This window comes from Nonomuraea sp. 10N515B (genome assembly GCF_052245915.1).
Lineage (GTDB): Bacteria > Actinomycetota > Actinomycetes > Streptosporangiales > Streptosporangiaceae > Nonomuraea.
In genome coordinates this window covers 281901-301030 of record NZ_JBQQBQ010000003.1, presented here as the reverse complement: position 1 = coordinate 301030, position 19130 = coordinate 281901, and the positions used below count along the sequence as shown (strand labels likewise).

Here is a 19130-nt window from a genome sequence, read left to right as displayed (position 1 = left end):
TTCGGCGGTCCCGCTACCGGAGCCTTCGATCGCCCCGGCGGGCCCCACGGGCCCAGGCCAGGCGATGGCCCTGGCGGCTTCGGCGCGCCGGGCCCCGGACGTCCAGGAGCCTTCGACGGCCCGGCGGATCGACCGGGCGCTTTCAACACACCCGGGGGCGGGACCGGCCCCTTCGATGGACCAGCCGACGCAACCGGCCCCTTCGGCGGCCAGGGACCCTTCGACAGCCCAGGACCCTTCGACAGCCCAGGGCCATTCGACGGCCCGGACCGCCGCAACGATTTCTTCGACGGCCCACGTGGCCACAGTGGTCACAATGGCCCCTTTGACGGCAGGGACGGTGGCAACGGTCCCTTCGGCGGGCCGGATGGCGGCGACCGTCCCTTCGGCGGGCCGGATGGTGGCGACCGTCCCTTCGGCGGGCCGGATGGTGGCGACGGCGCGTTCGATGGACCTGACGGCCGTGATGGCGCCTTTGGCGGGCCCGCGGATCGTACGGCCAGGTTCGATCGGACCCCGGGCTTCGGGGCCGTGGCCGGCGATCCGCCCGAGCCGGGCGACATCAAGGTGGCTGGCGAGCCGACGGCCGTGCAGGCCCCGGCCTGGGCGGAGACCGAGACCGGGTTCCTGGGCTCCGGCTGGTCGGCTGACTCCGGCCCGTACGAGCCGGAGGAGCACAAGGGCCGCCGCGGCCGCCGCAAGGGCGGTCGTGGTGGTGGCCGTGGCGACGACGAGGTGCCCGCCCCCGCCTCCGGAGCCGGCAAGGGCCGGGTGGCGCTGCTGTCGGTGGCGGCCGTGGCCGTCGTGCTCGGCGGCACCGTGGCCGGCGTCAAACTCATGAGCTCCTCCGGCGCCCCCGCCAAGTGCGAGGGCACCACGTGTGCGGCCGCACAGACCACCAGCGGGCAACCGGGCCCCGCGGTCTCCGACCCCGCCCCGGAGGAGACCGAGACCGAGCCCGAGGAGGAGCCGGTCGAGGAGGAGACCACGCCCTCCGAGACCCCGACGCCGACGGCCTCGTACGTCCCCCGCACGCCGCGGCGCACCACCTCGGCCAAGCCGACGCCGACCAAGACCAGGGTGAAGAAAACCACCACGCCCACGCCCACGCCGACACAGTCGTCGGAGGCGCCCGTTGAGGACGGCGTGACCGTTTCGCCTAGTGACGACCCGTCGGCGCTGGACGAGGGCGGCACGGCGACCGTCAGCGCCACGCCGCAGCCCACTGCCGATGCGGGGACGCTCAACTCCGGCGGAAGCGCAGGCGCGCTGAACGTCAAGCAGACGATCAACCAGCGCCTGACCACCTACAGAGCCGACATGACGCTCTCGAACACCTCACAGGAGAAGCTGGACAATCCCACGGTCTCCGTGCCCGTCGAGGGCCAGGTGCTGAGCGTGAGCGGCGCCGAGTGGACGCAGGACGGCGACCTGCTGATCCTGGACCTGTCGGGGTCGCTGGCTGTGGGTGACTCGGCCAAGGTCTCGTTCACCGCCACAGGGCGCGGCCAGGAGGCCCAGGCCTGCGGCATGGTCGGCGGGGAGTGCGTAGTCAGCTGAATGGTTGGATGGGGGACATGACGGTTTCGACCCCTCCACGCGTGCTGACCGTCGCCGGCTCCGACTCAGGGGGCGGCGCGGGCATCCAGGCCGATCTGAAGACCATGCTGGCCATGGGCGTCCACGGCATGAGCGTCATCGCGGCCGTGACCGCGCAGAACTCGCTCGGTGTCCAGGGCTACTGGGAGCTGCCGCCCGAAGCCGTGCGGGCGCAGCTCGACTCGGTGCTCGGCGACATCGGCGCCCAGGCGGTCAAGACCGGCATGCTGGCCTCTCCGGCGCTGGTCGAGCTCGTGGCGGACGTGCTGGGCGGCTATGCCGCGCCGGTGGTGGTCGATCCCGTCGGGGTGTCGAAGCACGGCGACCCGCTGCTGGCGCCCGAGGCCGTCGAGACGGTGCGGACCCGGCTGCTGCCTGTGGCCACCGTGGCCACGCCGAACCTGTGGGAGGTGGAGCAGCTCACCTCGGTCAAGGTCGAGGACGAGGACGGGCTCCGGCGGGCGGCGGACGCCGTACTGGAGCTGGGGCCCACGTGGGCGCTGATCAAGGGCGGCCACCTGCCCGGCGCGCCCGTGGACCTGCTCACGGACGGCACGAGCGAATACCGCTTCGCCGCCGAGCGCCTAGACAACCGCCACACCCACGGCACGGGCTGCACACTGGCCTCGGCCATCGCCTCCCGGCTCGCGCTGGGCGACGACGTGCCCGCGGCGGTGGGGAAGGCGAAGGAGTACGTGACGGGTGCGATCGCCCGCGGATTCCCCCTGGGCGCGGGCATCGGCCCGGTGGACCACGCCTGGCACTGGCGCTGACCAGCAGCATGGGGCACCCCGGGTGGGGGCGCCTCTGGGCTGAGCATGACCGGGCTGTGGACATCCGGGCTGGGGACGAAAATGCGCAAGCCCGCAACTCCCTCAGGAGCGACGGGCTTGCGCGAAAGTGTGGACTAGCGGGTGACCTTGCCCGCCTTGATGCACGAGGTGCACACGTTCAGCTTCTTCGGCGTGCCGCCGATGACCGCGCGAACCGTCTGGATGTTGGGGTTCCAACGACGGCGGGTGCGGCGGTGCGAGTGGGACACATTGTTGCCGAAGGTCGGGCCCTTGCGGCAGACATCGCAGACGGAAGCCACGGTATCGCTCCTTAAAACAGTCGATATAGCCCTGTCCGCTGATGCTTTCCGGGCGGAGGGCATGCCGGGACAACCGGCTAGCCAGACGAGAATATCCGATCCATACCGTTGGGCGCGAACCGGAGCGCTGGACCGAGTGCTGACGCACACTCCACTTGGCCCCTGCGCAGAGATATTCTCCTCCAACAACAGTAGCGCATTCGGGCCGGCCGGCCAGCCGGGATGCGGTCGGCCGGGGTCGGTTGGTCGGGGACACAGTCGGAGGACGCAGATGAAGATCCTCGACCCGCCCGCGGTGCGCCGCTGGGCCCGCTTGGCGGCCGACGCCCTGGGCCGGGCCAGGACGGAGATCGACGCCCTCAACGTGTTCCCGGTCGCCGACGGCGACACCGGCACCAACCTGCACCTGACCCTGTTGTCCGCGGCCGAGGCCGTCGAGTCGCTGCCCGATGACGTGGACGCGGCCGTGGTGTGGCAGACGCTCTCGTACGGCGCCTTGGTCGGGGCCCGGGGCAACTCCGGCGTGATCGTCAGCCAGGCGCTGCGCGGTCTCGCCGAGGTGCTGAAGGACGGCCACGACCTGCGAGCCGGGCTGCTCAGGGCCGCCGTGCTGGCCAGGGAGGCGGTGGCCAGGCCGGTCGAGGGCACGGTGCTGAGCGTGCTGGAGTCCGCCGCGCGGGCCGTACAGGATGTGGACGGGGACCTGCACGAGGTGGCGCGGCAGGCAGCGGGGGAGGCGCGGGCGGCGCTCGGACGTACTCCGGATCAGCTCGACGTGCTGGCCCGCAGCGGCGTCGTGGACGCGGGCGGCGCAGGCGCGGCGATCGTGCTGGAGACCCTGGCCGCAGTGATCACTGACTCGTACGCCGACCACTACGACGTGCCCCCGCCCACCACGCGGGTGGCGCCGATGACCGAGGTCGGGGCGGGCTATGAGGTGATGTACCTGCTGGACGCCGACGACCGGGCGGTGGCCCGGCTGCGCGAAGAGCTCGACGCCATGGGCGACTCGCTCGTCGTGGTGGGCGGCGAAGGGCTGTGGAACGTGCACGTCCACGTGGCCGAGGCCGGTCCCGCCGTCGAGGCCGGGCTGCGGGCGGGACGACCGCACCGGATCAAGATCACCTACCTGGCCGAGCGCACCCATCGCGGCAGCGCCGGCAGGGGCGTGGTGGCGGTCGCCGCCGGAGAAGGGATCGCGGCGTTGTTCGAGGAGTGCGGGGCCGTCGTCGTACGCCGCGCGCCCGGCGCCCGGCCCGCGCTCCCCGCCCTGCTGGCCGCCATCAGGCAGGCCGGCAGCGAGGTCGCGGTCCTGCCGAACGACGACGGCGTCGGCTCCGTCGCCGCCGCGGCGGCCGAGATCGCCCGCGAGGACGGCGTCACCGTCAGCGTGCTGCCCACCAAGGCGACCGTACAGGGGCTGGCGGCGCTGGCCGTGCACGATCCACTGCGCCGCTTCGACGACGATGTGGTGGCGATGACCGACGCGGCGAGCCAGACCAGGTACGGGCACGTCACGGTGGCCGACAGGGAGGCCTTCACGAGCGCCGGGGTGTGCCGTCCCGGCGACGTGCTGGGCATGATCGAGGGCGACGTGGCGCTGATCGGCGGCACTCTGGAGCGGGTGGCCACGATGATCGTGGACAGGATGGTGGCCGGCGGCGGCGAGCTGGTGACGCTGGTGACGGGTGCCGAGGCGCCCGCGGGCCTGGCCGCCGGCGTCGAGGAGCACCTGCGACGTACCCGACTGGACGTGGACTTAGTGGTCTACGACGGCGAGCAGGGCGGCTACCCGCTGCTGATCGGTGTGGAGTAAGCCGCGTGAACGGGATTCCTGTCGGCCGCAGGCGGTAGAACTTAATGCCGTGAGCCGTTTCGACGAGCCTCTGACGAAGGCGCTCGACCCGAAGACCGCCAAGCTGCTGCACAGCGTGCTCGGCCTGGAGACGGTCGGTGACCTGCTGCGCCACTATCCGCGCCGCTACGCCGAGCGCGGCGAGCTGACCGCGCTGGACGCGCTCGAGGTGGACGAGCACGTGACCGTGGTCGGCGAGGTGACCAGGCTCATGCGCAAGCCCATGCGCAACCGCGGCGGCACCTGGCTGGAGGTCGAGGTCGTCGACGGCGACGGCAACAAGATCTACCTGGCGTTCTTCGGCAAGGGCTCTCCTGTGGCCGAGTCACGCCTGAAGCCGGGGCGGCGCGGCATGTTCGCGGGCAAAGTGGGGCTGTTCGGGGGGCGGGGCAGGCCGCGCTGGCAGCTCGCGCACCCGGAGTTCGAGCTGTTCGAGGAGAGCGAGGGGAGCGCGGAGGAGTTCGCGGCGGCGCCGGTGCCGATCTACCCGGCGGGCAAGGACCTGACGCCGTGGGCGATCAGGCGCGCGGTCGGCATCGTGCTCGACACGCTCGGCCCGCTGGACGACCCGCTGCCCGCCGAGCTGCGGGTGCGCCAAAGCCTGCAGCCGCTGGCCGACGCGCTGGTGGCCATCCACCGGCCGAAAGACTTCGCCGAGGTGGGGCGGGCACGCAAACGGCTGAAGTTCGACGAGGCGTTCGTCTTGCAGGCCGTGCTGCTGCAACGCCGCCAGGCGGCCACCGCCTGGCCCGCCAAGCCGCGGCCCAGGCGGGGCGACGGGCTGCTGGCGGCGTTCGACGAGCGGCTGCCGTTCTCGCTGACGGAGGGGCAGGCGCAGGTGGGCGAGGAGATCGCCGACGACCTCGCACGCGAGCACCCGATGCACCGGCTGCTGCAGGGCGAGGTCGGCGCGGGCAAGACGGTGGTGGCGCTGCGCGCGATGTTGCAGGTGGTCGACGCGGGCGGACAGGCCGCGCTCCTGGCCCCCACGGAGGTGCTCGCGCAGCAGCACCACCGCTCGATCAGCACCATGCTGGGCGACCTGGCGCAGGGCGGCATGTTCGGCGGGACGGCGGTCACGCTGCTGACCGGCTCCATGGGCGCGGCCGCCCGGCGCTCCGCCCTGCTCGACGCCGCCTCGGGCACGGCCGGGATCGTCGTCGGCACGCACGCGCTGCTGCAGGAGCACGTGCAGTTCGCCGACCTTGGGCTGGTCGTGGTCGACGAGCAGCACCGCTTCGGGGTCGAGCAGCGCGACGCGTTGCGCGAGAAGGCGGGGGACGGGCGCCCGCATGTCCTGGTCATGACCGCAACCCCGATCCCCCGCACGGTCGCCATGACCGTCTTCGGCGACCTGGAGGTCTCGACGCTGTCCCAGCTTCCGTCGGGCCGCGCCCCCATCACTACGCACGTCGTGCCGGCCGCGGAGAAGCCCCACTACCTGGAGCGCACCTGGGAGCGGGTCCGTGAGGAGGTGGCACTGGGGCGGCAGGCCTACATCGTGTGCCCGCGCATCGGCGACCTGGAGGGCGACGAGGGCGACATGGGGGTCGTCGCGTCAGGAGGCGCTTCGGGCGAGGACGAGCGCCGCCCGCCGCTGGCCGTCCTGGACGTGGCCGAGCTGCTCACCCAGGGTCCTTTCCACGATCTGCGCGTCGGCACCCTGCACGGCAAGCTGCCGCCGGAGGAGAAGGACGCGATCATGCGCTCCTTCACCCGCGGCGAGCTCGACGTCCTGGTCGCCACGACGGTCATCGAGGTGGGCGTCGACGTGCCCAACTCCTCCGTCATGATCATCATGGACGCCGACCGCTTCGGCGTCTCCCAGCTCCACCAGTTGCGTGGCCGAGTGGGCCGCGGCGGCCTGCCCGGCCTGTGCCTCCTGGTCTCCGACTTCCCCGAGGGCACCCCGGCCCGCCTCCGCCTGGACGCGGTGGCCGCCACCCTGGACGGCTTCGAGTTGTCCCGAGTGGACCTGGAACAACGACGTGAGGGCGACGTCCTGGGCGCGGCCCAGTCGGGCAAGCGCTCGTCACTGAAGCTGTTGCAACTCCTGCGCGACGAGGACGTCATCGCCACCGCCAGAGAGGAGGCTTCCGCCCTCCTGACCGAAGACCCGGACCTCACGACCCACGAGGGACTGAGAGCCGAGATCGACCGGCTCCTGGAGGACGAACGAGCCGATTACCTGGAGAAGACCTGACACGACGCGGCGCCGGATCGGGCCAGGCGGGGCGCGGGTCTTGGGCACCGATGCGGCGAGGAGGCGTGCGATGGGGACCGGCGCGTGCGGCGATCGGATGGGAACCACGGAGCCCGGTCAAGATGGGCTCGCGTAACGGCGGACCACCGGTGAAGGGATCAGAGGCCGTTTCCTGGAGGGCCCTCAGCCGAAGTAGCGAGAGTGGCGGACCACGTCACCGCGTAAAAGAAAGAAAAGAAAGCGCCCCAGCCGCGGGGACGGCCTCCCCCCGAATGCCGTCCCCGGCTGGGCCCACCCTCGGGTCAGGTGCCGAGGGAACCGGCGTGCGGAAGGGCTCACGATCACGCCGGTCGACCTTCATGTGGGTCACCTTGAAGGCCGCAGACTCATCATGCGGGCCCGCCGCACCAATGTGAATCACCCTTGCGCACTTGAGGCAGACACTTGTCCACTCTTGACCTGCCTGAACATGCGAAAGAATGGGGCACATGACTCGGATCATCGCGGGGAGCGCGGGTGGGCGGCGGTTGACCGTCCCGCCGGGGCGCGGGACGAGACCGACCAGCGACAGGGCGCGAGAAGGGATCTTTTTGACGCTCGATTCACTGTACGGACTCCACGACGCCCGGGTCATGGACCTCTACGCCGGCTCGGGCGCGATCGGCCTGGAGGCGCTGTCACGCGGAGCCGCCGAGGCCGTGATGGTCGAGTCCGACCCCAAGGCCGTAAGGACGATCAAGGCCAACGTCCAGTCCCTGGGCCTCGATGGCGCCCACGTGGTGGCCGACAAGGTGGTGCGGGTCCTGGCCAAGACTCCGGACGCCCCGTACGACATCGTCTTCGCCGACCCGCCCTACGCCGTCTCCGACGCCGAGGTGCTCGCGGTCCTGGAGTTGTTGCGTGACAACGGCTGGCTGGTCGAGGAGGGGTTGGTGGCGTTCGAGAGGGAAAGCAGGGGAAAGATCCTGGTGTGGCCCGAAGGGTACGTTGAGGAGAGGGTCCGTCGCTATGGCGAAGCGTCTGTTTGGTACGGTCGCGCCGCCGGGAACCCGTAGACCTGGGAGGCGTCTTGCGCCGCGTAGTCTGCCCGGGGTCGTTCGACCCCATCACCAATGGTCACCTCGACATCATCGGCCGTTCGGCCCGCCTGTATGACGAGGTGACCGTGGCCGTGCTCATCAACGTCGAGAAGAGCAGCCTGTTCACGGTCGATGAACGCATCGAGATCCTGCAGACCGTGACCAAGGAATTCGACAACGTCAAGGTTCGGAAGTTCCACGGCCTGCTGGTGGACTTCTGCAAGCAGAACGGCATCCCCGCCATCGTCAAGGGCATCAGGGTGGTCAGCGACTTCGACTACGAGTTGCAGATGGCCCAGCTCAACTACCGCCTGTCCGGGGTGGAGACGCTGTTCATGCCCACGAACCCCGAATACTCGTTCCTGTCCTCCAGCCGGGTGAAGGAGATCGCCCGGTATGGCGGGGACGTCTCGGGCCTGGTGCCGGACCTCGTTCACAAGCTGCTCATCGAGCGGCTCAGGGGCTGACTTCGACCTGCTATCCTTTCATTTCGGCCTTGTACGACGGCGATTCTTTTCGCCACGCCTAGCGAGAGCAGGATGACTCAGCACCTCGACCCCCGCTCCCCGTGGGTGATCTCCACTCATGACCTGGGTAAGCGGCCGGGCACGATGCGGCAGATGACTCTGACCCTCCCGGCACCGGCGGATCTCGGCGTCGACATGATCGGTGTCCCCAAGGACGCCGAAGTCGAGCTGGATCTCCGGCTCGAAGCAGTGATGGAAGGCGTGCTCGTGTCCGGCACAGCGCAGGCCCCGCTCGCCGGGGAGTGCGCGCGCTGCCTGGATCCGGTCTCCTCGGACATCGAGGTGGACCTGCAGGAGCTGTTCTTCTACTCCGACGAGGACGCCTCGGAGGAGGACTCACTGCTCGACGGTGAGCTGCTCGACCTCGAGCCGACGTTCCGCGACGCGGTGGTGCTCGCACTGCCGCTGAGCCCGGTGTGCCGCGAGGATTGCGAGGGGCTCTGCGTGGAGTGTGGGATCAAGCTGGCCGAGGCCGGCGACGATCACCGGCACGAGAAGATCGACGCCCGCTGGGCGTCGTTGCAAGGTCTGGTTACCGACAAAGATAACGATCAGGAGAAGTGACGTGGCCGTCCCGAAGCGAAAGATGTCGCGGAGCAACACCCGCGCCCGTCGCTCCCAGTGGAAGACGACTGCCGTCGCCCTGGTGAGCTGCCCGCAGTGCCGTTCGCCGAAGCAGCCGCACATCGCGTGCCCCACCTGCGGCACCTACAACCGTCGTCAGGTCATCGAGCCGTCCGCCTGATCCGCAACAGTTGACGTGATGCCGACCGGGTGCCATTGTGCCTCGGTCGGCGTTACCGTCTCAGATGCGTACGGCAGCGGCTCGCCCGCGGCCGTGGTGGACGCCGGGGCTACGCGTTACCCCGACGCCCACCACGTTTTCGGGCATCTTCCGCAGTCGTCGCGCCATGTGAAGATGTCCGAGGAGGAAGCACGTGGGCGCAGGTCCTAAGCCGGTGGCCGTGGAGGTCGCCAGAGACGAGCTGGAGCGGGTTCTGTCGGTCGGTCTCGACCACGACATTCTCGAGCGGGCGCTGACGCACCGCTCCTACGCGTACGAGAACGGCGGCCTGCCCACCAACGAGCGCCTGGAGTTCCTGGGCGACTCGGTGCTGGGCCTGGTCGTCACCGACACCCTCTACCGCAACCACCCCGACCTGCCCGAGGGCCAGCTGGCGAAGCTGCGGGCGGCGGTGGTCAACATGCGCGCTCTCGCGGATGTGGCCCGCAACCTGGGCCTGGGCAAGTTCCTCCGGCTCGGCAGGGGCGAGGAGGGCACGGGCGGCCGCGACAAGTCGTCGATCCTGGCCGACACGCTGGAGGCCCTGATCGGCGCGATCTACGTCGACAAGGGGCTGGGCGAGGCGTTCCGGGTCGTGCACCTGCTGTTCGATCCGCTGATCGTGCGCTCGGCCTCGCTCGGCGCCGGGCTCGACTGGAAGACCTCGCTGCAGGAGCTGACCGCCTCCGAGGCGCTCGGGGTGCCCGAATACCACGTCGAGGAGAGCGGCCCCGATCACGCCAAGTCGTTCACGGCCATGGTGCGGGTCGGCGGCGAGTCCTACGGCTCGGGCACCGGGCGCAGCAAGAAGGAGGCCGAGCAGCAGGCGGCCGAGGCGGCGTGGACCCGGATCAGGGCCCGGCGCGAGCAGCGGGAGAGCCAGCCGGCCGGCTGAGCCGATCAGCCGTCACACGGCCCGGCGGCGGGTGCGCGACGTCCCTCAGGACCCTCGAGGGTCCTGATCGGTTCGGGGCATCAGAGAGTCGAGGTGCGGGTTGCCGGAGTTGCCGGAGGTCGAGGTCGTCAGGCGCGGTCTCGCGCAGTGGGTCGCCGGCCGCGAGATCGCGGCGGCGGAGGTGTTCCACCCTCGCGCCGTCAGGCGTCACGTGCCCGGAGCCGATGAGTTCGCCGCGCGGCTCAAGGGCCGCGCGGTGGTGTCCGCCGAGCGCCGCGGCAAATACCTGTGGTTGCCGCTGTCCGGGGCGGAAGAGGCTCTCATGGCCCACCTGGGGATGAGCGGCCAGCTGCTCGTCGTGGACCAGGACGCGCCGCCGGAGAAGCATCTGCGGGTACGCCTCCGCTTCGCCGACGGCGGCCTCGACCTGCGTTTCGTCGACCAGCGGACGTTCGGCCACGTCATGATCACCTCCCTGGTGGGCGGCGTGCCCGAGCCGATCTCGCACATCGCCCCCGACCCGTTCGAGCCGGCGTTCGACGAGGCCGAGTTCACCCGCAGGCTCAGGGCCAAGCACACCGAGATCAAACGGGCGCTGCTCGACCAGTCGCTGATCAGCGGCGTCGGCAACATCTACGCCGACGAGGCGCTGTGGATCGCCAGGTTGCACTGGGCCCGACCCACGCACACGCTCACCCGTCCCAAGATCCACGAGCTGCTCGCCGCCGTCCGCACGGTCATGGCCGCCGCCCTGCACCAGGGCGGCACATCGTTCGACAGCCTGTACGTCAACGTCAACGGCGAGAGCGGCTACTTCGACCGTTCCTTGGAGGTCTACGGCCGCCGCGACCTGCCGTGCTCCCGCTGCGGCACCCCGATCAGGCGGGAGGCGTTCATGAACCGGTCGTCCTACTCCTGCCCCACCTGCCAGCGACGGCCGCGGCCAGCACGCTGAGCGCGGCTGCCACTCCCATCACCGCGGAGATCGACACACCGTCCACGATCCGGCCGCCGGCGAACGAGCCGAGCGCGATGGAGGCGTTGAAAGCGGCGACGAACAGCGCCGTGCCCAGCTCGCCGCCGCCCTCCCGCATGATCCACAGCTGCAGCGTGACGCCCACGCCGCCGTAGCCGAGCCCCCACACCACGAGCGCGGGCAGCGGCAGGCCGATCAGCGGCAGCGCCGCCGTGGCCAGGGCCATGAGGGCGGCCAGCGTGATCAGGACCGGCTGGGGGTTCCTGGCCGCCCGGGCACCGGCGGCGAAGTTGCCGAGCACGCCCGCGGCCCCGTACACCAGCAACGCCGTGCTCACGAGCGCGGGACCGGCGTGCGCCACCTCCTCCAGGAACGGACGGACATAGGTGTAGGCCGCGAAGTGGCCGGACACGATCAGGACCGTCAGGACCAGGGCGACCTTCAGCGGCCCGGAGACCCTCCCGGCACGGGCGCCGCGGGCCTCGCCCGGCAACGGCGGCACCGTCGCGGCCAGCAGCGCGAGCAGGGCCAGGGCGAGCACGCCCATCGCCGCGAACGCCGTGCGCCAGCCCGCGAACGACGAGACGAACGTCGCCGCCGGCACTCCCAGCACCGACGCCACCGACACCCCGGACAGGATGATCGATGTGGCCCGCCCGACGTGCCGCTCCGGCGCCAGCCGCGTCCCGAGCCCGGCCGCGAACGCCCAGAAGCCGCCGATGCTCACCCCGGTGATCACCCGGGCGGCCAGCATGAGCGGATAGCTCGGCGCCAGCGCGCCCGCCAGGTTGGCCACCGCCAGCAGCGCCATCAGCCCGAGCAGCACGGTACGGCGGTCCAACCGGCGGGTGGCGACCGCCAGCACGGGGGCGGAGACCGCGGCGACCAGCCCGGGCGCCGACATCGTGAGCCCGGCCGTGCCGGCGGACACGCCGAGGTCGGCGGCGATCGAGGTCAACAGGCCGACAGGCAGCATCTCGCTGGTCACGAGCGTGAAGGTGCCCAGCGCCAGCGAGGACACGGCGAGCCAGCGCGCCCGCACAGGGGTGGAGACAAGGGTTGTCGTCATGCGCCCCAGCCTTCTGCCGTGCCCCGACGGGAACAATGACGAAGGCCGAAGGCTTGGTTTAGGCAGGCTAAGCGATCGTCCGGAGGTGAAGATGGACTTCAGGGAGCTGGAGTGCTTCGTGGTTCTCAGCGAGGAGCTGCACTTCGCGCGTACGGCCGAACGCCTCTACCTGTCGCCGGGCCGGGTGAGCCAGCTCGTGCGCTCCCTGGAGACCAGGATCGGCGGCAGGCTCTTCGACCGCACCAGCCGGCGCGTCCACCTGACACCCCTCGGTGAGCGTTTCCTGGCCGATCTGAGGCCCTCCTACGACGGTCTGGCGAACGCCCTGAGCCGCGCCAAGGCGGCCGCCCGCGAGGTGACCGGCGTGCTGCGGGTCGGCTTCCTGGCCACGCCCACGGACGCCGTCACGGGCAGCGTACGGGCCTTCGAGGGCCGCCACCCGGAGTGCGAGGCGGAGCTGGTCGAGATCCCCCTCTCCGACCCCTTCAGCAAGTTGCGCGCCGGGCAGGTCGACGTCGCGTTCACGCTGCTGCCGGTGGACGAGCCCGACCTGGCCACGGGCGCGGTGCTGAACCGGGTCTCCTACCGGCTCGGCCTCTCCACCCGCCATCCGCTGGCGGCCCGCGCGCGCATCGACGCCGAGGACCTGGCTTGCGTGCCGTTGATCGGTGTGGAGGGGCCGGCCCCGCGCTGGTGGCGCGAGCGGGTCGCGCCCTCCGTGACCCCTTCCGGACGTCCGATTCCCCGCGCCGGCGCGGTCGCCACCACCCAGGAGGGCCTCACCCAGGTGGCGCTGGACCGGGGCGGCATGCTCTTCTGCACGCCCACCGCGGCCCACCACGAGCGTCCCGACATAAGCTTCGTCCCCGTCACGGGACTGCCTCCGTCGATCTTGGGGCTGGCTTGGGTGAAGGCGGCGGAGACGGCCGCGGTCAGGGCGTTCGACGAGGCGGCGGCGGGGCACGCGCTCGGGGTGGAGGCCCTGGTGGCCTGAGACCTCAGGGGAGGAAAAATGCAGGAAAATTCGGAAAACGTCAGGCTGACGGCGTGGGTACGGGGGAGAGTCCAGGGTGTGGGGTTCCGCTGGTGGACCCGGGCCAAGGCCTTGGAGCTAGGTCTGGCGGGCTGGGCGCGCAACACCGAGGACGGCCGGGTGGAGGTCGTCGCGGAGGGGCCGCGTGAGAGCTGCGTCAAGCTGCTGGAGCTGCTCAAAGGTTGCGACACGCCGGGCAGGGTCGATGGAGTAGTAGAACGCTGGAGCGAACCCCGAGGTAGCTTGGGCGGTTTTGTGGAGCGGTAGCCGCTTCCGGTAAACCGGCCAAATAGGGTATAGTTGTATGTCGGGAGTGCCCATCAGTAGGGCGCAGCGGTTTGTTCGACTTGACCGCCCACACTGCCGGTGCGACTCTTGTTAGGTACCACGCGCACCCCTCCCGCGGAATAAGAAGTGCGCGAACCAGTCTGGTCACTCAGCGTGGAGGACCCTTTACCATGGCGAAGGCTCTACTCGGCCACGTCGGCGGTCCTGACCCTCGGATGGTCTCGGAGATGCGCCGCCTGCAGCAGCGTATCCGTGACCTGGAGGCAGAACTCATCCGACTTCAGGCCACGAATGACGCTCTTGCAGCGCAAACTCGCGACGAGGCGCTAAGCCGTATGCAAGAGCGCGAGCCGGCACTCACCTGAGAGTGATCGGAGCGCAAGACCCAGGGACGTCTCGGAGAGGCGTCCCTTGTTATTTGCCCTGAATTGAAAAGCCCTGGTCAAGGCCGTCCCGGACTGTACATGCCCACGTGGGGCAGTCAGGACCAGTAGTCTTTTCCGAAGTCCGTTCAGGGAGAAGGGGGTCGCGCTTGTATTTGAAGACCCTCACCCTGCGCGGCTTCAAGTCCTTCGCCTCCGCGACCGCCCTGCGGTTCGAGCCGGGCATCACCTGCGTGGTCGGCCCCAACGGCTCCGGCAAGTCCAACGTCGTCGACGCCCTGGCCTGGGTCATGGGGGAGCACAGCGCCAAGTCGCTGCGTGGCGGGAAGATGGAGGACGTGATCTTCGCCGGCACCTCCTCCCGGCCCCCGCTGGGACGTGCCGAGGTGACGCTGACCATCGACAACTCCGACGGCGCGCTGCCGATCGACTACACCGAGGTCACGATCAGCCGGCTGATGTTCCGGTCGGGGCAGAGCGAATACGCGATCAACGGCGACACGTGCCGCCTGCTGGACATCCAGGAGCTGCTGTCCGACTCGGGCATCGGCCGCGAGATGCACGTGATCGTCGGGCAGGGCCAGCTCGACGCCGTTCTCCACGCGGGGCCTGAGGACCGGCGGGCGTTCATCGAAGAGGCCGCCGGCGTGCTCAAGCACCGCAAGCGCAAGGAAAAGGCGCTGCGCAAGCTGGACGCCATGCAGGCCAACCTGACCCGCGTCCAGGACCTCGCCACCGAGCTGCGCCGCCAGCTCAAGCCGCTGGGTCGGCAGGCGGAGATCGCCCGCAAGGCCGCCGTCATCCAGGCCGACCTGCGAGACGCGAGGCTGCGGCTGCTGGCCGACGACCTGGGCATCCTGCGGGTGACGCTGGAGCGCGAGGCCGCCGACGAGGCCGCGATCATGGCCAGGCGCAACCAGGTGGAGGCCGAGCTGGCCGAGACCCAGCAGCGCGAGGCGGCGCTGGAGAGCGCCGAGGCCGAGGCCCAGCCCCGGCTGGCGGCCGCGCAGGAGACCTACTTCAGGCTCTCGTCGCTGCGCGAGCGCATCACCGGCCTGGAGCAGCTCGCCGCCGAGCGCCACCGGCACGCGCTGGACGCCGCCGCCATCGAGCGCCGCGGCCGGGACCCGGAGGATCTCGAACGGGAGGCGGCCGAGGTGCGCGAGCAGGAGCTCGTGCTCAAGGCCGAATTGGAGCACGCCCAGGAGCTGCTGGAGGAGGCCGTCCAGCGGCGGGCCGACTCCGAGGCCGAGCTGAGCGCCGAGGAGCAGCGGCTGGCGCTGGCCGCCAGGGCCGCCGCCGACCGCCGCGAGGGGCTGGCCAAGCTGCGCGGCCAGGTCGATTCCGTACGAAGCCGGGCCAGGGCCGCCGAGGAGGAGATCGGCCGGCTCCAGCAGGCCGTGGCCGACGCGGCCGATCGCGAGCGGCAGGCCAGGGAGGACCTCGAAACGCAGCGGCAGGAGGAGCCCGCGGTCGATCCCGCCCTCGCCGAGGAGCTGGCCACGGCGCAGGCCGTGGTCGAGGAGGCCAAGGCCGTGGCCGACGAGGCCAGACTCGCGGCGGAGGAGGCCAAGTCCGCGCTGGACGCGCCGCGTGCCGCGCTCCAGGCCGCCAAGTCGGGGGTCGGGACCGCCCGCTCCGCCGACCAGGAGGCCCAGCGGTCCGTGGCCGCCCTGGTCGCTCGCCGGGACGCGCTGGAGCTGGGGCTGGCCAAGGGCGACGGCGGCGCGGCCCTGCTGGATGCGGACCTGGCCGGGGTGCTCGGCCCGCTGGCCGCCTCGATGCAGGTCACGCCGGGGGCCGAGCTGGCGGTGGCGGCCATCCTGGGACAGGTCACCGAGGCCATCGTCGTCAAGAGCTTGGACACGGCCGTCGAGGCGCTGGAGTTGCTGCGCACGGGAGGCGCCGGCCAGGCGACCCTCTTGGTGGCGCTGAACGGTGGCGCACAGGACGAGCACACGGCGGCTCTCGGCACCGGCCCGGATGGCGACGATGCGCTGACTGCCGCGGCCGCCGACAACGCGCTCACCGCCGCGGCCGGCGACCCGTCGGAGCGCCGCGCCGGCGAGGCATACGGCGCGGTCCGGCGTCCGCGTGCGGCGGCGCCAGAGGGCGGCGAGTGGGTGGCCGACCTGGTCACCGTGCCCGACCACCTGCGCCCCGCCCTGGACCATGTGCTTGAGGGCGTCGTGGTCGTATCGGGCCTGGACGCCGCCCGCGACCTGGTCGACCGGCACCCCCACCTGAAGGCCGTCACCAGGGCGGGTGACGTGGTCGGGGCACATCTGGCCAGCGGCGGGTCCGAGGGCGGCACTTCCGTGCTGCAGGTGCGGGCCGCGCTCGATGAGGCAGTAAGGGACCTGGAGCGGGCCGAGGCCAGGGCCGAGGAGACCGCCGCGGGCCTGGACGAGGCGATCGGCCTGGAGCAGCGCGCCCAGGCGGCGCTGGAGGCCGCCCAGGGGCAGGTGAGTGAGGCCCAGACCGCCGTCACCACCGCCCAGGCCGGCGTGAGCGCCGCCCAGGGCACGCTGGACCAGGTCAGGGCCCGCCAGAGGGAGGCCGACCAGCGCACCGCCGCGGCCGCCCAGCGCCTGGCCCAGCTCGAGGCGGCCGCCAACGCCGCCCGCGCCGAGGCCGAGCGGCTGGCAGGCAGCGTCACGAAGGCGGAGGAGGCCCGCGCCGAGGGCCAGGAGGAGCTGGCCGAGCTGGAGATCCGCCTGGCCGAGGCCGAATACGCCCAAGAGCTGGAGTCCGAGCCCACCACCGACCTGCGCGACGAGCTGGCCGGCGCTTGCGAGGTGGCAAGGCAGCGGGAGATGGACACCCGGCTCCAGGTACGCACCGCGGAAGAACGCGTCAAGGGCATCGAGGGCCGCGCCGACGGCCTCGTGCGGGCCGCGCAGCGCGAACGCCACGAACGCGCCCAGGCGGCCGCCCAGCGCGCCAGGCGCAGGCGGCAGGCGGCGGTGGCCGAGTCGGTCAGCAAGGGCGCCAAGCAGGTGCTCAGGGCCCTGGCCGAGTCCGTCCGGCTCGCCGCCAGGGAGCGCGACGAGGCCGATCTGGCCAGGGTGGCCGTCGACGCGGAGCTCAAGCAGGTGCGCCTGCGGGTCCGCGAGCTCGGCCAGGAGCTGGACAAGCTGGTCAACCGCGTGCACGGCAGCGAGGTGGCCCGCACCGAGCAGCGCCTGCGGCTGGAGCAGCTGGAGCAGCGGGCGATGGACGAATTCGGGGTCGAGGTCGAGGCACTGATCTCCGAGTACGGCCCCGAGGTCCCGATCCCCGGCGACCCGCCCATCCCCTACGTGCGCGAAGAGCAGGAAAAGCGGGCCAGGGCCGCCGAACGGCAGATGAACCAGCTGGGCAAGGTCAACCCGCTCGCGCTGGAGGAGTTCGCGGCGCTGGAGGAGCGGCACGCCTTCCTCACCTCGCAGCTGGAAGACCTCAAGAAGACCAGGCGTGACCTGCTGACCGTGGTCAAGGAGGTCGACGACCGCGTCGAGCAGATGTTCGCCGCCGCGTACGAGGACGTGGCCCGCGAGTTCGAGCAGATCTTCACCAGGGTCTTCCCCGGAGGCGATGGCCGCCTGGTGCTGACCGATCCCAACGACATGCTGACCACCGGCATCGAGGTCGAGGCCAGGCCGCCGGGCAAGAAGGTCAAGCGGCTGTCGCTGCTGTCGGGCGGGGAGCGGTCGCTCACGGCGGTGGCGTTCCTGATCTCCATCTTCAAGGCGCGGCCGTCGCCGTTCTACGTGATGGACGAGGTCGAGGCCGCGCTCGACGACACGAACACGCAGCGGCTGCTGACCCTGTTCGAGGAGTTGCGGCAGAGCTCGCAGCTGATCGTCATCACCCACAACAAGCGCACGATGGAGATCGCCGACGCGCTCTACGGCGTGTCGATGCGCGGCGACGGCGTGACGCAGGTCGTCAGCCAGCGGCTTCGGGAGCGCGAGTCCGCCTGATCGGTGTGGTCGTGTGCGTGACCCTGCTGGTCCAACTGGGCCGGACGATCTGGAAAACTGACATCTTGTGGATGGTTACCTCGGCGTCATCGTGATCGTGGCCGTCGTCGCCCTGCTGGCGGCGGGCGGCCTGTTCCTGCTCTTCAGGCCGGGCCGCAAGGCGGCCCCGCCCGTCAAGCCGCCTGAGACCCTCCCGATACCGGAGGAGAAGGAGCAGCGGCCCGCCGGCGTGGGCGAGGAGGGCGAGGGCGCGACCACCACGCTGCCGCCTCCGGCGAAACCGGCCGAGCCGGCCGTCGTCAAGCCCGAGATCGAGGTGCCGCCGCCGTCCGCGGGCCGGATGGTGCGGCTGCGCTCGCGCCTGGCGCGTTCGCAGAGCACGCTCGGGCGGGGCCTGCTGGAGCTGCTGTCCCGCGACCGGCTCGACGACGAGGTCTGGGACGAGATCGAGGAGCGCCTGATCACGGCCGACGTGGGTGTCGCGCCGACCCGCGCGATCGTGGAGGAGCTGCGCACCAAGGTCAAGGTGCTGGGCAGCCGCACGCCCGAGGAGGTGCGCGGCCTGCTGCGCGAGCAGCTGCTCATCCAGATCAACCCCGACCTGGATCGCACGCTGCACATCCAGAAGCACGGCGAGCGGCCCGCGGTGGCGCTCATCGTGGGCGTCAACGGCACCGGCAAGACCACCACCACCGGCAAGCTCGCCCGGTTCCTCGTCGGCGACGGCAAGAAGGTCGTGCTCGGCGCGGCGGACACCTTCCGCGCCGCGGCCGCCGACCAGCTGCAGACCTGGGGCGAGCGGGTCGGCGCTGACACGGTGCGCGGCCCCGAGGCCGGCGACCCGGCCTCCGTGGCCTTCGACGCCGTGGCCAAGGGCATCGAGGAGAAGGTCGACGTGGTCATCGTCGACACCGCCGGCCGCCTGCACACCAAGACCGGGCTCATGGACGAGCTGGGCAAGGTCAAGCGGGTCATCGAGAAGAAGGCCACGGTGGATGAGGTGCTGCTCGTCCTCGACGCCACCACGGGCCAGAACGGCATGCGCCAGGCCCAGGTGTTCGCCGAGGTGGTCAACGTCACCGGCATCGCGCTGACCAAGCTCGACGGCACCGCCAAGGGCGGCATCGTGATCTCGGTGCAGCGGGAGCTGGGCGTTCCGGTCAAGGTCGTGGGGCTGGGCGAGGGGCCGGACGACCTGGCGCCGTTCGATCCCGAGGTGTTCGTGGACGCGATCCTCGGCGAATGATCGATTTCCGGTCATACGGTAATTAGTCCGGTAATGGCCCTTACCGGATAAAGGGTGATCGGTCACATATGTCTGTGTTGAGATGTACCGGTCATCAATGATCGCATTCAGGTGAAAGGGCGCCCATGAAGAAGA

At 71.0% G+C, this 19130-nt stretch carries 17 protein-coding genes; 15 read left to right on the top strand and 2 right to left on the bottom strand.

Annotation, left to right across the window (positions count from 1 at the left end; translation table 11 throughout):
* Window positions 1-531: 531 nt before the first annotated feature.
* Window positions 532-1560: a hypothetical protein gene (locus tag ACTWQA_RS05910; RefSeq protein WP_443158258.1), complete on the top strand. Its 1029-nt coding sequence runs from the start codon at window positions 532-534 to the stop codon at window positions 1558-1560.
* Window positions 1561-1568: 8 nt separating this feature from the next.
* Window positions 1569-2372: a bifunctional hydroxymethylpyrimidine kinase/phosphomethylpyrimidine kinase gene (gene thiD / locus ACTWQA_RS05905; protein WP_327589250.1), complete on the top strand. Its 804-nt coding sequence runs from the start codon at window positions 1569-1571 to the stop codon at window positions 2370-2372.
* Window positions 2373-2506: 134 nt separating this feature from the next.
* On the opposite strand, the gene rpmB is transcribed toward thiD, so the two are convergent.
* Entirely contained in the window at window positions 2507-2692 is a 186-nt protein-coding gene (gene rpmB / locus ACTWQA_RS05900; RefSeq protein WP_049556934.1) for a 50S ribosomal protein L28, read from the bottom strand.
* Between the two features lie 271 nt (window positions 2693-2963).
* Between rpmB and ACTWQA_RS05895 the strand changes: the two genes are divergently transcribed.
* The 8 genes from ACTWQA_RS05895 (at window position 2964) to mutM (ending at window position 10990) form a co-directional block, all read left to right on the top strand.
* The gene (locus ACTWQA_RS05895; RefSeq protein ID WP_443158257.1) at window positions 2964-4508 is read left to right on the top strand and encodes a DAK2 domain-containing protein; all 1545 of its coding nucleotides are present in this window, start codon (window positions 2964-2966) and stop codon (window positions 4506-4508) included.
* A 49-nt stretch (window positions 4509-4557) separates the two neighbouring features.
* A complete protein-coding gene (recG, locus tag ACTWQA_RS05890; RefSeq protein WP_443158256.1) occupies window positions 4558-6750 on the top strand; it encodes an ATP-dependent DNA helicase RecG in 2193 nt (730 codons plus the stop codon).
* A gap of 488 nt (window positions 6751-7238) precedes the next feature.
* A complete protein-coding gene (rsmD, locus tag ACTWQA_RS05885; RefSeq protein ID WP_443158255.1) occupies window positions 7239-7805 on the top strand; it encodes a 16S rRNA (guanine(966)-N(2))-methyltransferase RsmD in 567 nt (188 codons plus the stop codon).
* 14 nt (window positions 7806-7819) lie between these two features.
* Complete coding sequence (coaD, locus tag ACTWQA_RS05880) at window positions 7820-8296, top strand: pantetheine-phosphate adenylyltransferase (protein WP_305916611.1); 477 nt, start codon at window positions 7820-7822, stop codon at window positions 8294-8296.
* Window positions 8297-8368: 72 nt separating this feature from the next.
* Window positions 8369-8920 carry a YceD family protein gene (locus tag ACTWQA_RS05875; RefSeq protein WP_305916610.1) on the top strand — a complete coding sequence of 184 codons (552 nt, stop codon included), beginning with the start codon at window positions 8369-8371 and terminating at the stop codon, window positions 8918-8920.
* Window position 8921: 1 nt separating this feature from the next.
* On the top strand, window positions 8922-9101 hold the full coding sequence (rpmF, locus tag ACTWQA_RS05870) for a 50S ribosomal protein L32 (protein ID WP_033409409.1): 180 nt from the start codon (window positions 8922-8924) through the stop codon (window positions 9099-9101).
* Between the two features lie 214 nt (window positions 9102-9315).
* Entirely contained in the window at window positions 9316-10035 is a 720-nt protein-coding gene (gene rnc / locus ACTWQA_RS05865) for a ribonuclease III (RefSeq protein WP_443158355.1), read from the top strand.
* 100 nt (window positions 10036-10135) lie between these two features.
* Window positions 10136-10990 (top strand): bifunctional DNA-formamidopyrimidine glycosylase/DNA-(apurinic or apyrimidinic site) lyase, encoded by an 855-nt coding sequence (gene mutM, locus ACTWQA_RS05860; RefSeq protein ID WP_443158254.1) that lies wholly within the window; start codon window positions 10136-10138, stop codon window positions 10988-10990.
* Here mutM and ACTWQA_RS05855 read toward each other — a convergent pair.
* The gene (locus ACTWQA_RS05855; RefSeq protein ID WP_443158253.1) at window positions 10929-12080 is read right to left on the bottom strand and encodes an MFS transporter; all 1152 of its coding nucleotides are present in this window, start codon (window positions 12078-12080) and stop codon (window positions 10929-10931) included. The genes mutM and ACTWQA_RS05855 overlap by 62 nt on opposite strands.
* A gap of 91 nt (window positions 12081-12171) precedes the next feature.
* Here ACTWQA_RS05855 and ACTWQA_RS05850 point away from each other — a divergent pair, with 91 nt between their 5' ends.
* From ACTWQA_RS05850 to ftsY, 5 genes are all read left to right on the top strand, one after another.
* Entirely contained in the window at window positions 12172-13074 is a 903-nt protein-coding gene (locus ACTWQA_RS05850) for a LysR family transcriptional regulator (protein WP_305916810.1), read from the top strand.
* Window positions 13075-13092: 18 nt separating this feature from the next.
* Window positions 13093-13380, top strand: coding sequence for an acylphosphatase (locus ACTWQA_RS05845; protein ID WP_443158252.1), 288 nt, complete (start codon window positions 13093-13095; stop codon window positions 13378-13380).
* 191 nt (window positions 13381-13571) lie between these two features.
* Complete coding sequence (locus ACTWQA_RS05840) at window positions 13572-13766, top strand: hypothetical protein (protein ID WP_090938435.1); 195 nt, start codon at window positions 13572-13574, stop codon at window positions 13764-13766.
* 167 nt (window positions 13767-13933) lie between these two features.
* On the top strand, window positions 13934-17749 hold the full coding sequence (locus ACTWQA_RS05835) for an AAA family ATPase (protein WP_443158251.1): 3816 nt from the start codon (window positions 13934-13936) through the stop codon (window positions 17747-17749).
* A 67-nt stretch (window positions 17750-17816) separates the two neighbouring features.
* The gene (gene ftsY / locus ACTWQA_RS05830; protein WP_443158250.1) at window positions 17817-18995 is read left to right on the top strand and encodes a signal recognition particle-docking protein FtsY; all 1179 of its coding nucleotides are present in this window, start codon (window positions 17817-17819) and stop codon (window positions 18993-18995) included.
* The last annotated feature ends 135 nt before the right edge of the window (window positions 18996-19130 follow it).

What these genes read in the sequence shown, in the direction of transcription:
- rsmD (WP_443158255.1), top strand. Translation starts at nt 7,239, where the DNA reads ATGACTCGGATCATCGCGGGGAGCGCGGGTGGGCGGCGGTTGACCGTC.
- thiD (WP_327589250.1), top strand. Translation starts at nt 1,569, where the DNA reads ATGGGGGACATGACGGTTTCGACCCCTCCACGCGTGCTGACCGTCGCC.
- ACTWQA_RS05845 (WP_443158252.1), top strand. Translation starts at nt 13,093, where the DNA reads ATGCAGGAAAATTCGGAAAACGTCAGGCTGACGGCGTGGGTACGGGGG.
- ACTWQA_RS05855 (WP_443158253.1), bottom strand. Translation starts at nt 12,080, where the DNA reads ATGACGACAACCCTTGTCTCCACCCCTGTGCGGGCGCGCTGGCTCGCC.
- ACTWQA_RS05875 (WP_305916610.1), top strand. Translation starts at nt 8,369, where the DNA reads ATGACTCAGCACCTCGACCCCCGCTCCCCGTGGGTGATCTCCACTCAT.
- ACTWQA_RS05840 (WP_090938435.1), top strand. Translation starts at nt 13,572, where the DNA reads ATGGCGAAGGCTCTACTCGGCCACGTCGGCGGTCCTGACCCTCGGATG.
- ACTWQA_RS05850 (WP_305916810.1), top strand. Translation starts at nt 12,172, where the DNA reads ATGGACTTCAGGGAGCTGGAGTGCTTCGTGGTTCTCAGCGAGGAGCTG.
- ACTWQA_RS05895 (WP_443158257.1), top strand. Translation starts at nt 2,964, where the DNA reads ATGAAGATCCTCGACCCGCCCGCGGTGCGCCGCTGGGCCCGCTTGGCG.